Source organism: Anaeromassilibacillus senegalensis, from assembly GCF_001261775.1.
GTDB lineage: Bacteria > Bacillota > Clostridia > Oscillospirales > Acutalibacteraceae > Anaeromassilibacillus > Anaeromassilibacillus senegalensis.
Genome location: NZ_LN868538.1, coordinates 58,699 through 73,738 on the forward strand (window position 1 = coordinate 58,699; position 15,040 = coordinate 73,738).

The window sequence follows — 15,040 nt, forward strand, 5'->3', positions numbered from 1 at the left end:
CCAGCGTCTTTTCATTTATGCCAATATCGTTTCGCTGACAGTCGGATGCGGGTACACCGACCGCATCATCGCTTCCTCCGTCAGCCCCGCCGACACCGCCGTCGTGAGGCCTCCGATCATTTCCGACGCATGGGGACACATGAGCTGCGCGCCAAGCAGCGCGCGGCTCTCCGTGTCAAACACCAGCTTTACAAATCCCCTGTCAGCTCCGTCAATTACTGCTTTTCCGTTTGCAGAGGTCAAAGATTTTTTGACAGACACCGCGCGCCCCGTAGCTTTCGCTTCGTCCGCTGTAAGTCCCACGGCGGCAATCTCCGGCTCTGTAAAAATACAGGATGGAATTGCGCTCAGATCCTTTTCCTTATTTTCCGCAAACATTGCGTGAACCGCGTTTTTCGCCTCCGCCTCCGCGGCGTGCGCCAGCTGGATGCCGCCCTGCACAACGTCGCCAATGGCGTAAATCCCCGGAATCCGCGTTTCATATCGTTCATCTACAGGGATATACCCTCGCTCTTCACAGAGCGCCAGCCCGTCCGCACAGAGCCCCTGTGTGTTCGGCACCCGCCCTGTACAGACAAGCACGCAGTCCGCCTGCACTTCCTGTGCCTGCTCCTTTTCCGTATAGCGGCAAAGCAGGCCGGAAGGAACGGAAGCAATCTCCTGTACAAACGCATTGGCATGCACCTGCACGCCGCGTTTTTTAAAGATCATTGCAAGATTCTGCGCAATTTCCCGGTCCATCGCCGGCAGGATTCTGGGCGCCGCCTCCAGAATGGTCACCTCACAGCCCAAGGTACCGTATATCTGCGCGAATTCCACACCAATGACACCGCCGCCGATGATCACCAGCCGCTTGCAGTCCACGCCGCCCTCCAGCATTTCGTCGCTGGTGACTACCCCGGGCAAATCCAAGCCGGGAATTGGCGGGCGGGCCGGTTTTGAACCTGCTGCAACCAGGATGTGCTCCGCTGTGCAGCATTCTTCCCCCACATACACCGTATTCGGTGATTTTATGGCAGCTGTTCCGTGCAGTACGGTCACTTTTGCCTTTTTCAATAACAATTCAATTCCGCTGCGAAGCTGTGCCGTTACTTCCTGTACATGACCATGCATCTCTTCCATATTGTAGCTGACGCCGGAAACGGAGATTCCCAGCTTCTCGCTGTCCTTCGCCTCCCGGTACACCCGCGCCGCGCGCAGCAAAGCCTTTGTTGGGATACATCCCCGGTTCAGACAGGTGCCGCCCACCTCGCGTTTCTCCGCAATCGCAACCCGTTTCCCCAGCCGGGCGGCTTCCAGTGCCGCCACATAGCCGCCGGGTCCGGCGCCAATTACGATTAAATCAAATTGATCCATTATTTCAACTCCTCCAACAGCACACCGCAGTCGCGCCGCATCTGCTCCTGTTCCGCGTTTTCTACCGGCAGTTCCCGGATTGCTTTTTCCAAGTCCTTTTTGGAAAAAACTTTTTCGAGCAGCGCATTGCGCAGGGACTGTGCAAAAAAGACGTCCATTGCGTCCGTATAGACAGCGGCATCCTTGACAATTCCACCGGAAATCAGCAGCTTCCACTCCATCCCGCCCCAAGGAAACCGGCGTTTCAGCGCACAGGAAAAATCTGGTTCCCTGCCGATACGCCATTCCCAGGAAGCAAATTTCTCCGTCAGGCGCCCCCATCCCGCACGGTCTATTCTCGACAGAGGCAAAATGTCCGGCGTATGGCCGTAAACCTCCCCAAAAGCAGTATAGAGCGTAGTTTTCATCTTTTCTATTGTCAGTCCCGGACACAGTTCCTTCAGATTGACCACGCGTCCTTTGACCGACTGGACACCCTTGGCTTGCAGCTTCTCCTCTGGAACGGAGAGATATTGGGACATCTGTTCCGTATCCACGTCAATCAGGATCGTGCCGTGGTGGTAACACCGCGTGCCGGAGCGGTAAAACGCGTTGCCGGAAAACTTTTTTCCGTTCACAGTTAAATCGTTGCGCCCTGTCTTTTCCGCATCAATTCCCAGCATGCGCACCGCGCGCAGGATCACCTCCAGCTGACGGTCTACATTGTAATCCTGCCGGTGGGTCAAAAATGTAAAATTTAGGTTGCCCATATCATGAAAGACCGCGCCGCCGCCGGACAGGCGGCGGGCCAGATGCCCGCCATCCTCCTCCAGCTTTTCCACGCGGCACTCCCAGCGGCAGTTTTGGTTGCGGCCAATCACCACCGTCCGGCGATTCTGCCACAAATACAGCATGCAGGAGCCGGGCTCCACCGCATTGAGCAGGTATTCTTCCAATGCCAGGTTCTCATACGGATTCGTCCCGGCAGTTTCTACATATTGCAGCCGCTCAAGCATCAAAAACCGCCCGCAGCTTCGGGTTGCGTGCCGCCGCTACCTCGTCCGGCCGGCCAACCGGGGTGGTAACCGGCGCGTTATGCAGGGCTTCCGGTTCAGTATGCGCCTTTTCCAAAATCTCCGCGATGACGCCCGCCGCCCAGTCCAGCGTCTCCTTGGACTCCGTTTCGGTCGGCTCCAGCATCAACGCTTCATGGACAATCAACGGAAAATACATGGTAGGCGGATGCATCCCGTAATCCAGCATCGACTTCGCTACATCCATGGCGGATACACCGGTTTCTTTTTTCAGTTTTTCCAGCGTGAGGACAAACTCATGCATGCAGATGCCTTCGTTCGCCACCTCGCAATGCGGTTCCAGCAGCTTTTTCAAATAGTTTGCGTTCAAGACAGCCATCTGGGACGCATCGCGCATGCCGTCCTCTCCCAGAACCAGCATGTAGCACAGCGCCCGCACCACCACCAGAAAGTTGCCGTAAAACGCTTTGACGCTGCCGATGGTCTGCGGCGCGTCCTCAAAGGCATAGAAGTCTCCCTGACATTTCACATGACGGTTCGGCAGGAACGGCGCAAGCAAACTTTTCGCCCCCACCGCACCGGAGCCTGGTCCGCCGCCGCCGTGCGGGGTGGAAAAGGTCTTATGCAGATTCAAGTGCACCACGTCGAAGCCCATATCGCCCGGGCGCGCCACACCCATGACCGCATTTAAATTTGCCCCGTCGTAGTAATTCAGGCCGCCCGCCTCGTGTACAATGCGGGTAATTTCCAGAATATTCTTGTCAAAGAGTCCCAGCGTATTGGGGTTGGTCAGCATCAGGCCCGCGGTATCCGGCCCCACCGCCGCACGGAGTTTTTCCAAATCCACACAGCCGTCCGCGCCGGAGGGAATGTTTACCACGGTAAAGCCCGTCATCGATGCGGAAGCGGGATTGGTGCCGTGCGCCGAATCCGGCACAATGATCTTTGTGCGCTGGGCGTCGCCGCGCGCGCGGTGGTATGCCTTGATCAGCAGAAGTCCCGTCAGCTCACCATGCGCGCCCGCCGCAGGCTGAAAGGTCATGGTATCCATCCCCGTCACCTTACAAAGGATTTCCTCCGCCTTTGCCAACACCTCCAGGCTTCCCTGAACCGTGTGCTCCGGCTGAAGCGGATGCACGCCGGTAAAGCCCGCCAACCCGGCCATCTCCTCATTCAGTGCGGGATTGTATTTCATTGTGCAGGAGCCGAGGGGGTAAAACCCGTCGTTGACGCCGTGCACACACTTTGCCAGCTCCGTATAATGGCGGCTGATGTCTGTTTCGGAAAGCTCCGGCAGATGCGGCGGCGCTTTCCGTACAAACGTCTCCGGAATCGCCGCCATGGGGACGTCGCAGTCCGGCAGAAGGGTACAGGCCCTTCCCGGAACGCTCTTTTCAAAAATCAGTTTCATACGCTCGCCGCCTCCTTTAACAATGCGACCAGCTGGTCTATTTGTTCCTTCGTATTCTTTTCGGTTGTACACCAGAGGATGCCATTTTCCACCGGGAGGCCGCCCAGAATATCGTTTTCCTCCAGTACGGTGAGAAGCGCCTCCGCCGGAACCGGGGTTTTGGTTACGAATTCATGGAAGAAATCCGCGGCGTACGTCAGCGAAAAGCCGGGAAGCGCGCAGATTTGCTCCGCCAGATAGTGCGCCTTGGAATAGCAGAGCGCCGCCGTTTTCTGCATTCCCGCAGGACCCATCGCCGCCATGTAGACGGAGGCCGTCATGGCGCAGAGCGCTTCATTGGAACAAATATTGGAAGAGGCTTTCTCCCGGCGGATGTGCTGTTCGCGCGCCTGCAGCGTCAGCACATAACAGCGCCGGCCCGCCGCGTCCGCCGTCTCACCCACAATGCGGCCCGGCAGCTTGCGGAACAGCTCCTTGGTGCAGGCCATAAAGCCCAGGTATGGCCCACCGAACGAAAGCGGCATGCCCAGCGGCTGGCCTTCTCCCACAGCAATATCCGCGCCGCATTCGCGCGGGGTTTTCAAAACTGCGGCGGCGATCGGATTGACGCCCATGATGAACTTTGCACCGGCCGCGTGCACCAGTTCTCCCAGCGCTTCCGCATCCTCGATCAAGCCGTTGAAATTGGGCTGCTGCATGTAGAAACAAGCGTCCGTGTTGCAGAGAAGTTCCCGCAGCGACTCCAAATCCGTCGCACCGTCCTTTGCGGGAACCAGAACCGCCTCCGCATCCGCGCCCTCACAGTAAGTGAGGATGGTCTGAATGACCATCGGATGCGTAGCGGCAGAAATCAGAACGCGGCTGCGCTTGCGGTCACGGCACATTGCGGCGGCTTCCGCGGCGGCGCACGCACCGTCATATACCGAGGCATTGGAGGCATCCATACCGGTCAGCTCACAGATCATTGTCTGGTATTCAAAAATGGACTGGAGGATGCCTTGACTGATCTCCGCCTGATACGGTGTATAAGCTGTCAAAAACTCCTCCTTGGAGGTCACACGGCGGACAATCGCCGGGATATAGTGGTTATATGCGCCCGCGCCGCGGAAAACAGAACCGAATAGATGATTTTTTTCCGCCATTTTTTGGATAGCAGCGGAAACCTCCAGCTCCGATTGTCCGTTTTCCAGCTGTAAATCCGGCATCCGGATGGATGCCGGGACATCCGTGTAAAGGTCCTCCAAGGAGGAAACGCCGACGGTCCGCAGCATTTCCTGCCGCTGCTCCGCAGTGGATGGAACATAGCTTCCCATGGTGCACATTCCTTTCTTTATGTACTAGAACGACAGAATCAATTCTGCTCCTCACAGAAAGCCTGGTAAGCAACGGCATCCATCAGTTCGCCATATTCCGTAATATCGGTTACCTCAATGAGCCACGCGCCGTACGGGTCCTGGTTGATTGCTTCCGGCGCATCCAGCAGATCTGCATTGATTGCGGCGACCGTTCCCGTCACCGGGCTGTAAATATCGGAAACCGCCTTGACGCTCTCCACATCGGCAAAACTCTCGCCAACGGCGACAGAATCGCCCTCTTCCGGCAGATTGACGAATACCAGGTCGCCCAGCTGGTCCTGTGCAAAATCGGTCAGACCAATGCGCGCAGTTTTTTCACCGGTCTTTTCCACCCATTCGTGGGAATCCAGATACAGCAGATTTTCAGGAATATTCATATGAAAGCCCTCCAGTTTATTGATTTCGTTTTTTCTGTTATGCTCTTTTGTAGAACGGCAGCGGTACGACCTCCGCCGCAATCCGGCGTCCCCGCACCGATACCTCCACCTGCGTTCCAACCGCCGCACTTGCCTTGTCAAGATACGCCATGGCATAGCCGGCGCCCAGATAGGGACAGTGCGTACCGGACGTCGTCTTTCCAACTTCCGTCTCTCCGGCATAAACGGTTTCATGCTCACGGATAATCCCGCGTCTCGTAACCTTCAGCCCTACGCGGACGCGGACCGGCTCTCCCCGCGCGATCAATGCACTCTTTCCAATAAAGTTCGGCTTTTCCAGCTTGACGGCAAAGCCCAGGCCGGCGGAAATCGGGTCCGTTTCATCGTCCAGCTCATGACCATACAGCGGCATTGCCGCTTCCAAACGCAGCGTATCACGCGCACCCAGACCGCACGGAACCGCGCCTTCCCGGTACAGAGCGTCCCAAACGGCGGCCGCGCCGGACGGGTCCATATACAGCTCGTATCCGAATTCGCCTGTGTATCCGGTACGGGAGATCATGCAGTCCACCCCTGCGACGGATACATGCTCCACAAAGGAATAATACTTTTTCGGCAGCGCTTCTTCCGGTACAAATTTGGTGATCATTGCCTTGGCGTCCGGGCCCTGCAGGGCAATTTGCGCCGTCCGGTCGGAAATGTCCTCCAGAGTTGCTTCTCCACGCAGATGACCGCGCAGCCAATTTACGTCCTTTTCCGTGTTGGACGCGTTGAGCACCAGGAAAAAGCGCTCTTCTCCGCAGCGATACACAATCAGGTCGTCAACCACACCGCCCCGCTCGTTCAACATCAGGGTGTAGCGCGCGCCGCCGATGGGCATCCCTGAAAAATCGTTGGAGAGAATGGCATTGAGGTTCTTTTCCGCGTCAGGGCCTTCCAGGACAGCCTCCCCCATGTGGGATACATCGAACAGACCTGCATGCTCCCGCACTGCCATGTGTTCTGCAATGACGCCGGTTTTGTACTGAACCGGCAACAGGAATCCAGCAAAGGGAACCACCCGTCCCCCCAACTCTACATGCCGTTCATAAAGGGGCGTTCTCTTCTCCATAATGGGCCTCCTTTTCTTTCCGGGTAAATTTGGACAAAAAAACGGGGCGCACAAAAACTGTGCGCCCCGTCATATAACCTGAAAGATTCTCCCGGATTGGGATTGCTTCTTCGGTGCCGCAATGCGGCTTTTCGGAGTTTTGTCCGATACCGGTCCTTTTGCCTGAGAGTTTTTTGCATAGCCCCTTCGGCGCCGCATCAACGGTCTCTCCCGGTATCTTCACCCAGATATTCTATTTGTTTCAAGTATAGGAAAAATTTCCTGCTAAGTCAAGTGCTATCCGGAAGTTTTTCAAAAAAGCCGCGGCGCCACTTCTGCAATCTATTTTATGCGGTGCCTCTCTCAATCATGCAATGTGATCCGGTTGCGTTTAATACCAGGAATTTCCACAGCCACAACCGCAGCCCGATCTGGAGCCGCAGCCACAGCCCGCATTTGCACCACAGCCCCAGTTAGAGCCGCAGCCACATCCGCTAGCGTTGGCAACAGCGCTTTCCGCAGCGGCGGCAGCGCACCCACATCCGCTGCCTACCGCATCTACAGCCATACCGCAGCCCCCTGCCGCAGGCACATAATCCTGCAGAACAGCGACCCCGCCGTTTCCTCCACAGCATCCTCTGTTTCCGCATCCACACCAATTGTTGTTGCAACACATCAACGATCCCTCCATTATTATTTTTCTCGGGGTTGTCCCCGCCTTATAAACTATGCCAAGGTGGACAGGATTGTGACAAATCGGTTCTGTTCTTGTGTTTTCCTTTTGCATTGTTCGGAAAATGCGGATATAATAAGGAAAAATGCGAAAAGAACGGGAAGCGATTGTTATGCCAAAGCTCTATTTTAAATATGGCGCAATGAACAGCTCCAAATCAGCAAACGCGCTGATGGTCAAATTCAACTACGAAGAACAGGGGTATCGTGTCGCACTGTTGAAACCCAGCGTCGACAACCGCGACGGTGCAAACCTTGTCAAATCCCGCATTGGTTTGGAAGAACGCTGTTATGTCATTGACAGTCAGGTCAATCTGCTGGACTGGTTCCATCAACATCCGGAATATCAGGTATGGATTATTGACGAGGCACAGTTTCTCACGCCGGAGCAGGTAGAGCAGCTTAAGGACCTGGCAGTAGACCAGATTCCCATTCTCTGCTTCGGCTTAAAAACCGACTTTCAGACCCATCTGTTCCCTGCAAGCAAACGCCTATTTGAATTGGCCGACTCCCTCTCCGAGATTAAATCCGTCTGCCGCTGCGGCCGGAAAGCGGAGGTAAACGCCAGAATCCGAAATGGTAAAATCGTGCGGGATGGGGAGCAGATTCTGATTGGCGGCAATGAAAGCTATCTTGGGATGTGCTATAAATGTTGGCGGGACGAAAACTTTACGGTAAAGAACGCCTGATGAAAAAACAAGCGGAAAGCTCTTTTTTGCACAGAGCTTTCCGCTTGTTTTTTCATTGACAAACCGGTTTTCACTCCAAAACTCATCCGGTTACTTATCTCATTTTCTAAAATTAAATTATTCTAATTGATTTTTTCGACATGTTTCATTATAATAATACTAAAGATTCAAAATAGAGTCTTACAGATAAAGGGGGGCTTACCATGCGTTCACAGAGGATTCAGCAAATTGAAGCATACATCAACGAACATAAGACGGTTACGCTGGACCAGATCTGCGAATCTTTCCAAGTCTCAAAGAGCACCATCCGGCGGGATCTGGATGAAATCCTGGCAGACAGCCGCTACAAAAAGATTTACGGTGGGATCACCGTCCAGACACAAAAAGCCCAGGCCTCTTTTGATGAACGCAATATTGCCCAGTTGGGAGAGAAGAAGCGCATCGCCGCTTTAGCGGCAGAGCAGGTGCGCGATGGAGATATTATATTTATCGATTCCGGCACAACGACCCTGCATATGATTGAAACGCTTTCCAAACGGGACAACCTGACTATTTTGACCAACCATTTGGAAATCATATACCGGGCGATCCCCTATCCAAATATTAACGTAATTGCCCTTTCCGGCCAACTGAATCGAAAGACTCTATCCTTTACAGACGCAGGCTCGGTACAGGAGCTGAAAAACTATAACATCAGCAAGGCTTTTCTTTCAACCTCTGGTCTCTCTATTGCCAGCGGCGTTACCAACTCCTCCCCGATGGAATCGGAAATTAAGCGTATGGCTGTACAACGCAGCCGGCAGGTCTTCCTGCTGGCGGATCATACCAAGTACAATACCGCTTCCCTGGTCACTTATTGCGGTCTGGAACAGATTCATGTGTTGGTTACAGATGCCCGCCCACCGGTGGATATCATCCAATTTTTAGAGGATCACCAGATTTCAATTCTGACTGCCGAAGAATAAGTTGTTTAAAGCCTGTCCCCAGGAAAACATAAAGAAGAGAGGGCCTTCAATCGTAGGACAGAAGTACGATTGAAAGCCCTCTCTTTGTGTTTATCCTTTGGGTACATTTTCTGTTTCCAGCGGTGGCCTTTTTCCCGCCCGCCGTATCCCTTGAACCGCCAGTAAAACGATCGCCAGCAACAACAGGATTCCCGCAGCCAGCAGGAATGCATATAGCGTCCTCGTGAGCAACAGCGTACTGAACGCATACATCGCCTGGCTGAAAATACCAATTTTCCCGATTTTTCTGGAGAACAATATTCCCAGAGGCACCACAGCGGATAAAAGCGCCGCACCGGCCAACCCGCCATACAGCCAATAAAGGCACCGGCCGCTTTTTCGATTCAGCCATGTTATTATCGCGGCGCATAGTACGGACAGGCATGCAAGTACGGCAAGACCCGCATACAGCGGCGTCTTTGCTTTGACAAGCAGCCCTCCAATCCGGTCCGCATAGGGAATCCGGACCGCCTCTCCATATACCTCCGCACAGGTTTCCGCCAAACTTTGCAGGTCATTCTCCTTGTCCGCATCAACGGCGGTCCCCCGCCTGACTGCTTCTTCTAAAAAAGCCGTATACAGGCTGGAGTGAACCAATTCCTCGTTGGTTTCCAAGGACGTCCCTGTATATAAGCTGTGCAGCTGGCGGGCTGCATCCGCTTCCAGCATTTCTTCCGAAACAATTTGTGAAAATTTTTCCTCCCAGAAGGCTTCTTCAAAGCCGCCGACTCCTCCGTATGCAATAAATTCATCCCGTATTTCCCCAGCAAGCAGTGAAACATACCGACTCTCTGCTAGAATTTGCCTCGCAAACCCCTCTTGTAAAATTGTCTGACTGAACACCAGGCAAAGAATCGCCAGATACAGAAAGAACGAGAGCAGGAACGAAAAGATTCCATTGACCGCCCATGCGGCACGGCGTTTATTTTCGTGATTCATATGCTCTCTCCTATTCATACAGGTCGATCTGCGGACCCGACAAGTAGCTTCCATAGACAAAATACCGTTCCTGTGTCAGCCCCAACGCGTCGAACGGATAGCAAGTGTACAGGACAATATTTTCTTCCGCGGTTTCCAGGTCATAGGCCGATTGATCTGTTGCCTGCAGTACCTTGCTTTCGGTTATTTCGTAACGGTATGTCCCGTAATTGGTCTCAACGGTAATGACCGCGCCCTCCCGGGCACTTCCCAAATCATGAAAGAAGGTATTGTTGTGGCCCCCAATCAGAACCGTTTTTCCGTAACCAGGCAGACCGCTGCCGTTGTACACGCCGACACCGTTCTTAAACTCCTGGTTGCTGTCTCCAAAGAACAGTTTGGCGTCAACCTGCGTCCCCTCAATGGTAAGTTTGCCGAACTGGTCACCAAAGCCGGGGACCGTGATCTCCGAAGCTTTGAGCTTCCCGGTATCCGGCCGGCTTTCTGCCTGTTCTTCAAAGATATTCTGATATTCTGCGTGGTGCTGCGGGCGTTCCTGCAAAAACGCCAGGTCTATAAAGGACATAGCAGTCCCCAGCAGCGAGCCCACAGATAAATACAGAATGAGATATCCAATTGCACAAAACAGAATTGGGACTCCGATAAACGACAGCGCAGGCAAAAGCCTGCGCTGTCCCCGATTATGCCTCTTCATACAGCCGGAATCTGCGGGCTGCCCACAGCGCACCGCCTGCCAGAACGACCAGCGTACCAGCAGAAGCAATCAGGCCAAGGGGCTGCCAGTCTCCGCCGGTCTTCTTGATCGGTTTTGCCGCGCTGAAAACTGTTTTGCCCGACGCATCCGTACCAACCAGCGTATTTTTATCGTAGCCGACTTTTAAATCAGCCACAGCCGCCGCTTTCTGAACATCGCTTACGATTTGATTCAGCAGCGTTTTACCGGACTTTTTCAGCTCGGCAATGGAGGTCGCGCCGGTTTTCTGCGCTTCCTCCCTCACAAGGGATTTCGCATGGCCGATATAGCCAATGATTTCATCTGCCTGCTCCGCCGTGAGATCTACCGTATTCAGATAGTTTTCCGCCTGGTTTAAATACTGCGCCGGCAGTTGAATGGTCGTCCCGTTGACGGAGACACCGCTGCGCAGTGCGGAAAGTACGCTCTGCTCATGCGTATTGAAACCGGCTGCGAAAGCGTTTGCTGAAAACAGTACAACCAACATAGAAATCCACAATGTGCATAATAGTCTTTTCATCTAAAATCCTCCAGAACTTACGCGGTTTTTCCTCCGTTTTGAGAAACTACTTCTTTGATATCGACAAGCGCCGCCTTCTGGACGGTTACGCCATCCAAGGTCAGCTTAGACGATGCCAACGACTGTGTTCCAAAAGACGGACTCATGGAAGAACCTTTTATTTTTCCATTGATCTTGGTGGAACCGGACAGCGTAATATAGACGCTCGCGCCGCCGCTGCCGTATTTTCCGCCGCCGGCAATGCCGAACATATCACTGATCAGCGGCGTATTGCCGTATATTTCGTCGCCAACGACAGAACTTTCCACACAGATATTTGCCGTTCCATAATGGTCGTCACGATTGCCGCCGCCATATACCGCAGACATAACCGTGCTGTTTTTCACCGTGATGTTTGTCGTTCCTGTGAAGTTGCCGCTGACACCGTAGATTGCGCCGTTGGCCAAACCGTCCGTCCCAACCTTTGCATTGCTGACGTTAACATTGGATACGCCGTTTCCGGCCGCGCCCAGAATATTACCCGTCACGGTTCCACCGGTTACGTTGACGGTGCTCGTTCCGTTTTTCACAGTATACCCGGATATGTAGGCAACTGTACCGCTCTCCATTGTAATGGTAGCCGAACCGGACGCCTCTCCCCCGGAAATCATCGCGTTGGTGAAGTCCATACTGCCGTTGAGTATCGCGGGTACAGAGTCTTCATAAATACGTGTCTCGTTGCCAACCGCTTTAATCGTGATGTTTTTGCCCTTCGCATTGTACATTCTGAATGCGGTACCAACGGAAACGCCCACATTTGCCGTTGCGCCCTGGTAAGTGAGAGTCAGCGCATCAACGGAGCCGGACGCCGTATTGGCCGCAACGTTTGCCGTTACCGTAAAGACACCGTTCGATTGCAGATCCGTAATGGCGAGTCCGGATAAAAACTTTGTTTGTGTTACACCGGAAATCGGGAGCTGGCCGTTGTACTGCTGAACGGAAACGGCTGCCTGCACCGCCAGAATATTTGCAAAGGTCACCGGCTTTCCTGCCGGATCAAAAATCTGCGCCTGGAAGGTAAGCTTTTGCGCCGCAGAGCTCTCCTTCATGCTAAACGCCGTCCCGGAGTACCCCGCTGCCTCCATGCTTGTTCCTCCGATCACGCGGATGTCATACGAATTGTCCGCTGCATACGCCGGCAAGGCGGCAAAACAAGTGAAGACCAGCGCAAGTGTTAACACCAATGATAGGAATCTGTTTCTCGTTTTCATGTAACTCACTCCTTAAAAATTTCCTTTAATATTTGTACAACGGATGATGCATCCATCGTTCCGTCCCCTATAAAAGGTCCCGTAATAAAGGTTGCTTCTGATCCTTTTCCGACAGCTTCACTTCGAGTCCTTTCAATGGCCAATCGATTGCAACATCAGGATCGTTCCACAGGATACCGCCTTCCCCGCTGGGATCGTAGTAATCCGTACATTTATAGCAGAACTCCGCTTCATCGGAAAGCACCAGAAAACCGTGTGCCATTCCTGCCGGGACATAAAATTGTTTTTTGTTTTCCTCCGAAAGGATTACACCCACATATTTCCCATAGGTGGGACTTTTACGGTCAATGTCCACCGCCACATCGTAGACGGTCCCCTTTGTCACGCGCGCCAGCTTTCCCTGTGGATGCCTGGTATGGAAATGCAGGCCACGCAAAACCCCTTTGCTGGATTTGGACTGGTTGTCCTGTACAAACACGGCGGAAATGCCCGCGGCGCGGAAAGCTTCGTATTGGTATGTCTCCATGAAATAGCCTCGGTCGTCCCCAAATACAGTCGGTTCTATGATGGTAACCCCTTTTATTTCCGTCTCTTGAAACGTAAATTTACCCACTTTTCATCCTCACTTTCTCTGTTACAGCGCCGTGAGACCCCGATAGGAACCGTCCGCGATACGCTCCATCCAGTCTGGATGATCCAGATACCACTGCATAGTGCGGCGAATGCCATCCTCGAACTTCGTCTCCGGATACCAGCCCAGCTCCTCTTTGATCTTGGCGGGGTCGATCCCATAACGGCGGTCGTGCCCTTTTCGGTCCGCAACATATTCAATCAGGTCTTCTCCGATCTGTGCGTCCGCATGTGTATGCAGGTATTGCAGGATTTCCTGCACAATAAAGAGGTTCGGACGCTCATTGTGACCTCCTACATTGTAGATTTCTCCCACACTGCCATTTGTCAGCACCATATCGATCGCCTTACAGTGATCTTCTACATAAAGCCAGTCGCGCACATTCATACCGTCCCCGTAGATCGGCAGCTTCTTGTGCTGCAATGCATGGGTAATCATCAGCGGAATCAGCTTTTCCGGAAACTGATATGGACCGTAGTTATTGGAACAACGGGTAATATTGACCGGAAACCGATAGGTATCACCGTAGGCTTTTACAAAACAATCCGCTGCCGTTTTACTGGCGGAATATGGGCTGTGCGGACAAAGCGGCGTTTCTTCTGTAAAATATCCGGTCTCCCCTAAGGAGCCGTATACTTCGTCTGTAGAGACCTGAAGGTACTTGACGCCCTCACGATAGATGTCCTCTCCGATGGTCCAATACTTTTTAGCCAGGTTCAGCAGGTTAACCGTACCCTCTACGTTTGTCTTCACAAAAATGGAAGGATCAGCGATGCTGCGGTCCACATGGCTCTCCGCCGCAAAATTTACCACGTATTGTACGTCGTACTTCTGAAACAGCGATTCCATTGCCTCTGTATCACAGATATCCGCGCGGACAAACCGATGGCGTGGGTCGCCCCGCAGCGCGCGCAGGTTTTCCAGATTGCCCGCATAGGTCAGAGCATCCACATTGACGATACAAATATCCTGATATTTTTTCAACAGGTAATAAACAAAATTGGTTCCGATAAAACCGGCGCCACCGGTTATAAGATATGTTTTCATCATACCTCCCCTTCGTCCAGCGTGTGGATGTACTGCCGCAACGCGTCCTCCCAGGGCCGCATTTCATCCCCCACCGTACAGCGCAGCATACGGTTTTCCAACGCACTGTATGCCGGACGGCGTGCCGGACGTGGAAACTCTTCCGTGGTGCAGGACTGCACGGCACAATCCAAACCGGAAAACGAAACAATCTCTTTGGCAAAATCGTACCAGGAACAAATACCATTTCCTGTACAATGATAGATGCCATATTCTTCGGTCCGAATTACCTTCAGAATATGATGCGCCAGGTCGTTGGCGTTCGTCGGATTGCCAACCTGATCCCTAACTACCTTAATAGTCTTATTCTCCGTTGCCAGCCGGCGAATGGTCTTGACAAAGTTGCTGCCCTCGTATCCATAAAGCCATGCAGTCCGCAGAATAAAATACCGGGAGCAGAATTCGCGAATATAGACCTCACCCATGTACTTGGTACTGCCGTAAATGTTTTTGGGATTACAGAAGTCGTATTCGCTGAACGGGACATTTCTCTCGCCGCCGAATACATAATCGGTGGAAATGTGGCAGAGCTTAGCGCCTATGCGTTCGCAGGCCTTCGCCAGATTCGCAGGCCCTAATGCATTGGCCCGGTATGCCGTATCGCGTTCCACTTCACACATGTCTGCATTGGTCATCGCCGCACAGTTGACAACGACGTCTGGCTTTTCCCGCTCGATAAACGATGCCGTCTGACGGTTGTCTGTAATGTCCAGGTCTTCAATGTCCACAGCCAGCACGGTGCAATCCCCGTACTCTTTTGCAATGGGACCGATCTCGGAAAAGCCCTTTCTCAAAATGGATTGCAGCTCTTTCCCCAGTTGTCCATTGCCGCCTGTGATGATCAGTTTCATTTA

General features: G+C 53.2%; 16 protein-coding genes and 2 riboswitches. Of the genes, 2 read left to right on the forward strand and 14 right to left on the reverse strand.

What is annotated here, in order from left to right; translation table 11 throughout:
* Nucleotides 1-15 precede the first annotated feature (15 nt).
* From lpdA to BN2106_RS16175, 7 genes are all read right to left on the reverse strand, one after another.
* Entirely contained in the window at nucleotides 16-1,356 is a 1,341-nt protein-coding gene (gene lpdA / locus BN2106_RS10495) for a dihydrolipoyl dehydrogenase (RefSeq protein ID WP_330379827.1), read from the reverse strand.
* Nucleotides 1,356-2,351 (reverse strand): lipoate--protein ligase, encoded by a 996-nt coding sequence (locus BN2106_RS10500; RefSeq protein WP_050698546.1) that lies wholly within the window; start codon nucleotides 2,349-2,351, stop codon nucleotides 1,356-1,358. Before BN2106_RS10500 ends, lpdA begins: the two co-directional genes overlap by 1 nt.
* Nucleotides 2,344-3,780 carry an aminomethyl-transferring glycine dehydrogenase subunit GcvPB gene (gene gcvPB, locus BN2106_RS10505; protein WP_050698547.1) on the reverse strand — a complete coding sequence of 479 codons (1,437 nt, stop codon included), beginning with the start codon at nucleotides 3,778-3,780 and terminating at the stop codon, nucleotides 2,344-2,346. Before gcvPB ends, BN2106_RS10500 begins: the two co-directional genes overlap by 8 nt.
* Entirely contained in the window at nucleotides 3,777-5,093 is a 1,317-nt protein-coding gene (gene gcvPA / locus BN2106_RS10510; RefSeq protein ID WP_050698548.1) for an aminomethyl-transferring glycine dehydrogenase subunit GcvPA, read from the reverse strand. The genes gcvPB and gcvPA overlap by 4 nt, the downstream gene beginning before the upstream one ends.
* A gap of 38 nt (nucleotides 5,094-5,131) precedes the next feature.
* On the reverse strand, nucleotides 5,132-5,512 hold the full coding sequence (gene gcvH / locus BN2106_RS10515) for a glycine cleavage system protein GcvH (protein WP_050698549.1): 381 nt from the start codon (nucleotides 5,510-5,512) through the stop codon (nucleotides 5,132-5,134).
* Between the two features lie 37 nt (nucleotides 5,513-5,549).
* A complete protein-coding gene (gene gcvT, locus BN2106_RS10520; protein WP_050698550.1) occupies nucleotides 5,550-6,623 on the reverse strand; it encodes a glycine cleavage system aminomethyltransferase GcvT in 1,074 nt (357 codons plus the stop codon).
* Between the two features lie 64 nt (nucleotides 6,624-6,687).
* A riboswitch (glycine riboswitch) is annotated at nucleotides 6,688-6,760 on the reverse strand.
* Between the two features lie 3 nt (nucleotides 6,761-6,763).
* A riboswitch (glycine riboswitch) is annotated at nucleotides 6,764-6,846 on the reverse strand.
* A gap of 147 nt (nucleotides 6,847-6,993) precedes the next feature.
* Complete coding sequence (locus BN2106_RS16175) at nucleotides 6,994-7,170, reverse strand: hypothetical protein (RefSeq protein WP_154666493.1); 177 nt, start codon at nucleotides 7,168-7,170, stop codon at nucleotides 6,994-6,996.
* 277 nt (nucleotides 7,171-7,447) lie between these two features.
* Between BN2106_RS16175 and BN2106_RS10530 the strand changes: the two genes are divergently transcribed.
* A complete protein-coding gene (locus BN2106_RS10530) occupies nucleotides 7,448-8,023 on the forward strand; it encodes a thymidine kinase (RefSeq protein ID WP_050698552.1) in 576 nt (191 codons plus the stop codon).
* Nucleotides 8,024-8,226: 203 nt separating this feature from the next.
* On the forward strand, nucleotides 8,227-8,988 hold the full coding sequence (locus BN2106_RS10535) for a DeoR/GlpR family DNA-binding transcription regulator (protein ID WP_050698553.1): 762 nt from the start codon (nucleotides 8,227-8,229) through the stop codon (nucleotides 8,986-8,988).
* Between the two features lie 90 nt (nucleotides 8,989-9,078).
* Here BN2106_RS10535 and BN2106_RS10540 read toward each other — a convergent pair whose 3' ends face one another.
* The 7 genes from BN2106_RS10540 to rfbD all read right to left on the reverse strand — a co-directional run bounded on the left by BN2106_RS10540 (nucleotide 9,079) and on the right by rfbD (nucleotide 15,037).
* Nucleotides 9,079-9,966, reverse strand: coding sequence for a hypothetical protein (locus tag BN2106_RS10540; protein WP_050698554.1), 888 nt, complete (start codon nucleotides 9,964-9,966; stop codon nucleotides 9,079-9,081).
* Nucleotides 9,967-9,976: 10 nt separating this feature from the next.
* The gene (locus tag BN2106_RS10545; RefSeq protein ID WP_242846311.1) at nucleotides 9,977-10,531 is read right to left on the reverse strand and encodes a class D sortase; all 555 of its coding nucleotides are present in this window, start codon (nucleotides 10,529-10,531) and stop codon (nucleotides 9,977-9,979) included.
* 115 nt (nucleotides 10,532-10,646) lie between these two features.
* Nucleotides 10,647-11,219 (reverse strand): hypothetical protein, encoded by a 573-nt coding sequence (locus BN2106_RS10550; RefSeq protein WP_154666494.1) that lies wholly within the window; start codon nucleotides 11,217-11,219, stop codon nucleotides 10,647-10,649.
* 17 nt (nucleotides 11,220-11,236) lie between these two features.
* On the reverse strand, nucleotides 11,237-12,469 hold the full coding sequence (locus tag BN2106_RS10555; RefSeq protein ID WP_154666495.1) for a hypothetical protein: 1,233 nt from the start codon (nucleotides 12,467-12,469) through the stop codon (nucleotides 11,237-11,239).
* Nucleotides 12,470-12,536: 67 nt separating this feature from the next.
* The gene (rfbC, locus tag BN2106_RS10560) at nucleotides 12,537-13,082 is read right to left on the reverse strand and encodes a dTDP-4-dehydrorhamnose 3,5-epimerase (RefSeq protein WP_050698558.1); all 546 of its coding nucleotides are present in this window, start codon (nucleotides 13,080-13,082) and stop codon (nucleotides 12,537-12,539) included.
* Between the two features lie 21 nt (nucleotides 13,083-13,103).
* Entirely contained in the window at nucleotides 13,104-14,147 is a 1,044-nt protein-coding gene (gene rfbB / locus BN2106_RS10565; protein WP_050698559.1) for a dTDP-glucose 4,6-dehydratase, read from the reverse strand.
* The gene (gene rfbD / locus BN2106_RS10570; RefSeq protein ID WP_050698560.1) at nucleotides 14,147-15,037 is read right to left on the reverse strand and encodes a dTDP-4-dehydrorhamnose reductase; all 891 of its coding nucleotides are present in this window, start codon (nucleotides 15,035-15,037) and stop codon (nucleotides 14,147-14,149) included. Before rfbD ends, rfbB begins: the two co-directional genes overlap by 1 nt.
* Between the last annotated feature and the right edge of the window lie 3 nt (nucleotides 15,038-15,040).

Excerpts from the sequence above, each read along its gene's own strand:
- lpdA (WP_330379827.1), bottom strand. The coding sequence starts at position 1,356 with ATGGATCAATTTGATTTAATCGTAATTGGCGCCGGACCCGGCGGCTAT.
- BN2106_RS10500 (WP_050698546.1), bottom strand. The coding sequence starts at position 2,351 with ATGCTTGAGCGGCTGCAATATGTAGAAACTGCCGGGACGAATCCGTAT.
- gcvPB (WP_050698547.1), bottom strand. The coding sequence starts at position 3,780 with ATGAAACTGATTTTTGAAAAGAGCGTTCCGGGAAGGGCCTGTACCCTT.
- gcvPA (WP_050698548.1), bottom strand. The coding sequence starts at position 5,093 with ATGGGAAGCTATGTTCCATCCACTGCGGAGCAGCGGCAGGAAATGCTG.
- gcvH (WP_050698549.1), bottom strand. The coding sequence starts at position 5,512 with ATGAATATTCCTGAAAATCTGCTGTATCTGGATTCCCACGAATGGGTG.
- gcvT (WP_050698550.1), bottom strand. The coding sequence starts at position 6,623 with ATGGAGAAGAGAACGCCCCTTTATGAACGGCATGTAGAGTTGGGGGGA.
- BN2106_RS16175 (WP_154666493.1), bottom strand. The coding sequence starts at position 7,170 with ATGGCTGTAGATGCGGTAGGCAGCGGATGTGGGTGCGCTGCCGCCGCT.
- BN2106_RS10530 (WP_050698552.1), top strand. The coding sequence starts at position 7,448 with ATGCCAAAGCTCTATTTTAAATATGGCGCAATGAACAGCTCCAAATCA.
- BN2106_RS10535 (WP_050698553.1), top strand. The coding sequence starts at position 8,227 with ATGCGTTCACAGAGGATTCAGCAAATTGAAGCATACATCAACGAACAT.
- BN2106_RS10540 (WP_050698554.1), bottom strand. The coding sequence starts at position 9,966 with ATGAATCACGAAAATAAACGCCGTGCCGCATGGGCGGTCAATGGAATC.
- BN2106_RS10545 (WP_242846311.1), bottom strand. The coding sequence starts at position 10,531 with ATGTCCTTTATAGACCTGGCGTTTTTGCAGGAACGCCCGCAGCACCAC.
- BN2106_RS10550 (WP_154666494.1), bottom strand. The coding sequence starts at position 11,219 with ATGAAAAGACTATTATGCACATTGTGGATTTCTATGTTGGTTGTACTG.
- BN2106_RS10555 (WP_154666495.1), bottom strand. The coding sequence starts at position 12,469 with ATGAAAACGAGAAACAGATTCCTATCATTGGTGTTAACACTTGCGCTG.
- rfbB (WP_050698559.1), bottom strand. The coding sequence starts at position 14,147 with ATGAAAACATATCTTATAACCGGTGGCGCCGGTTTTATCGGAACCAAT.
- rfbD (WP_050698560.1), bottom strand. The coding sequence starts at position 15,037 with ATGAAACTGATCATCACAGGCGGCAATGGACAACTGGGGAAAGAGCTG.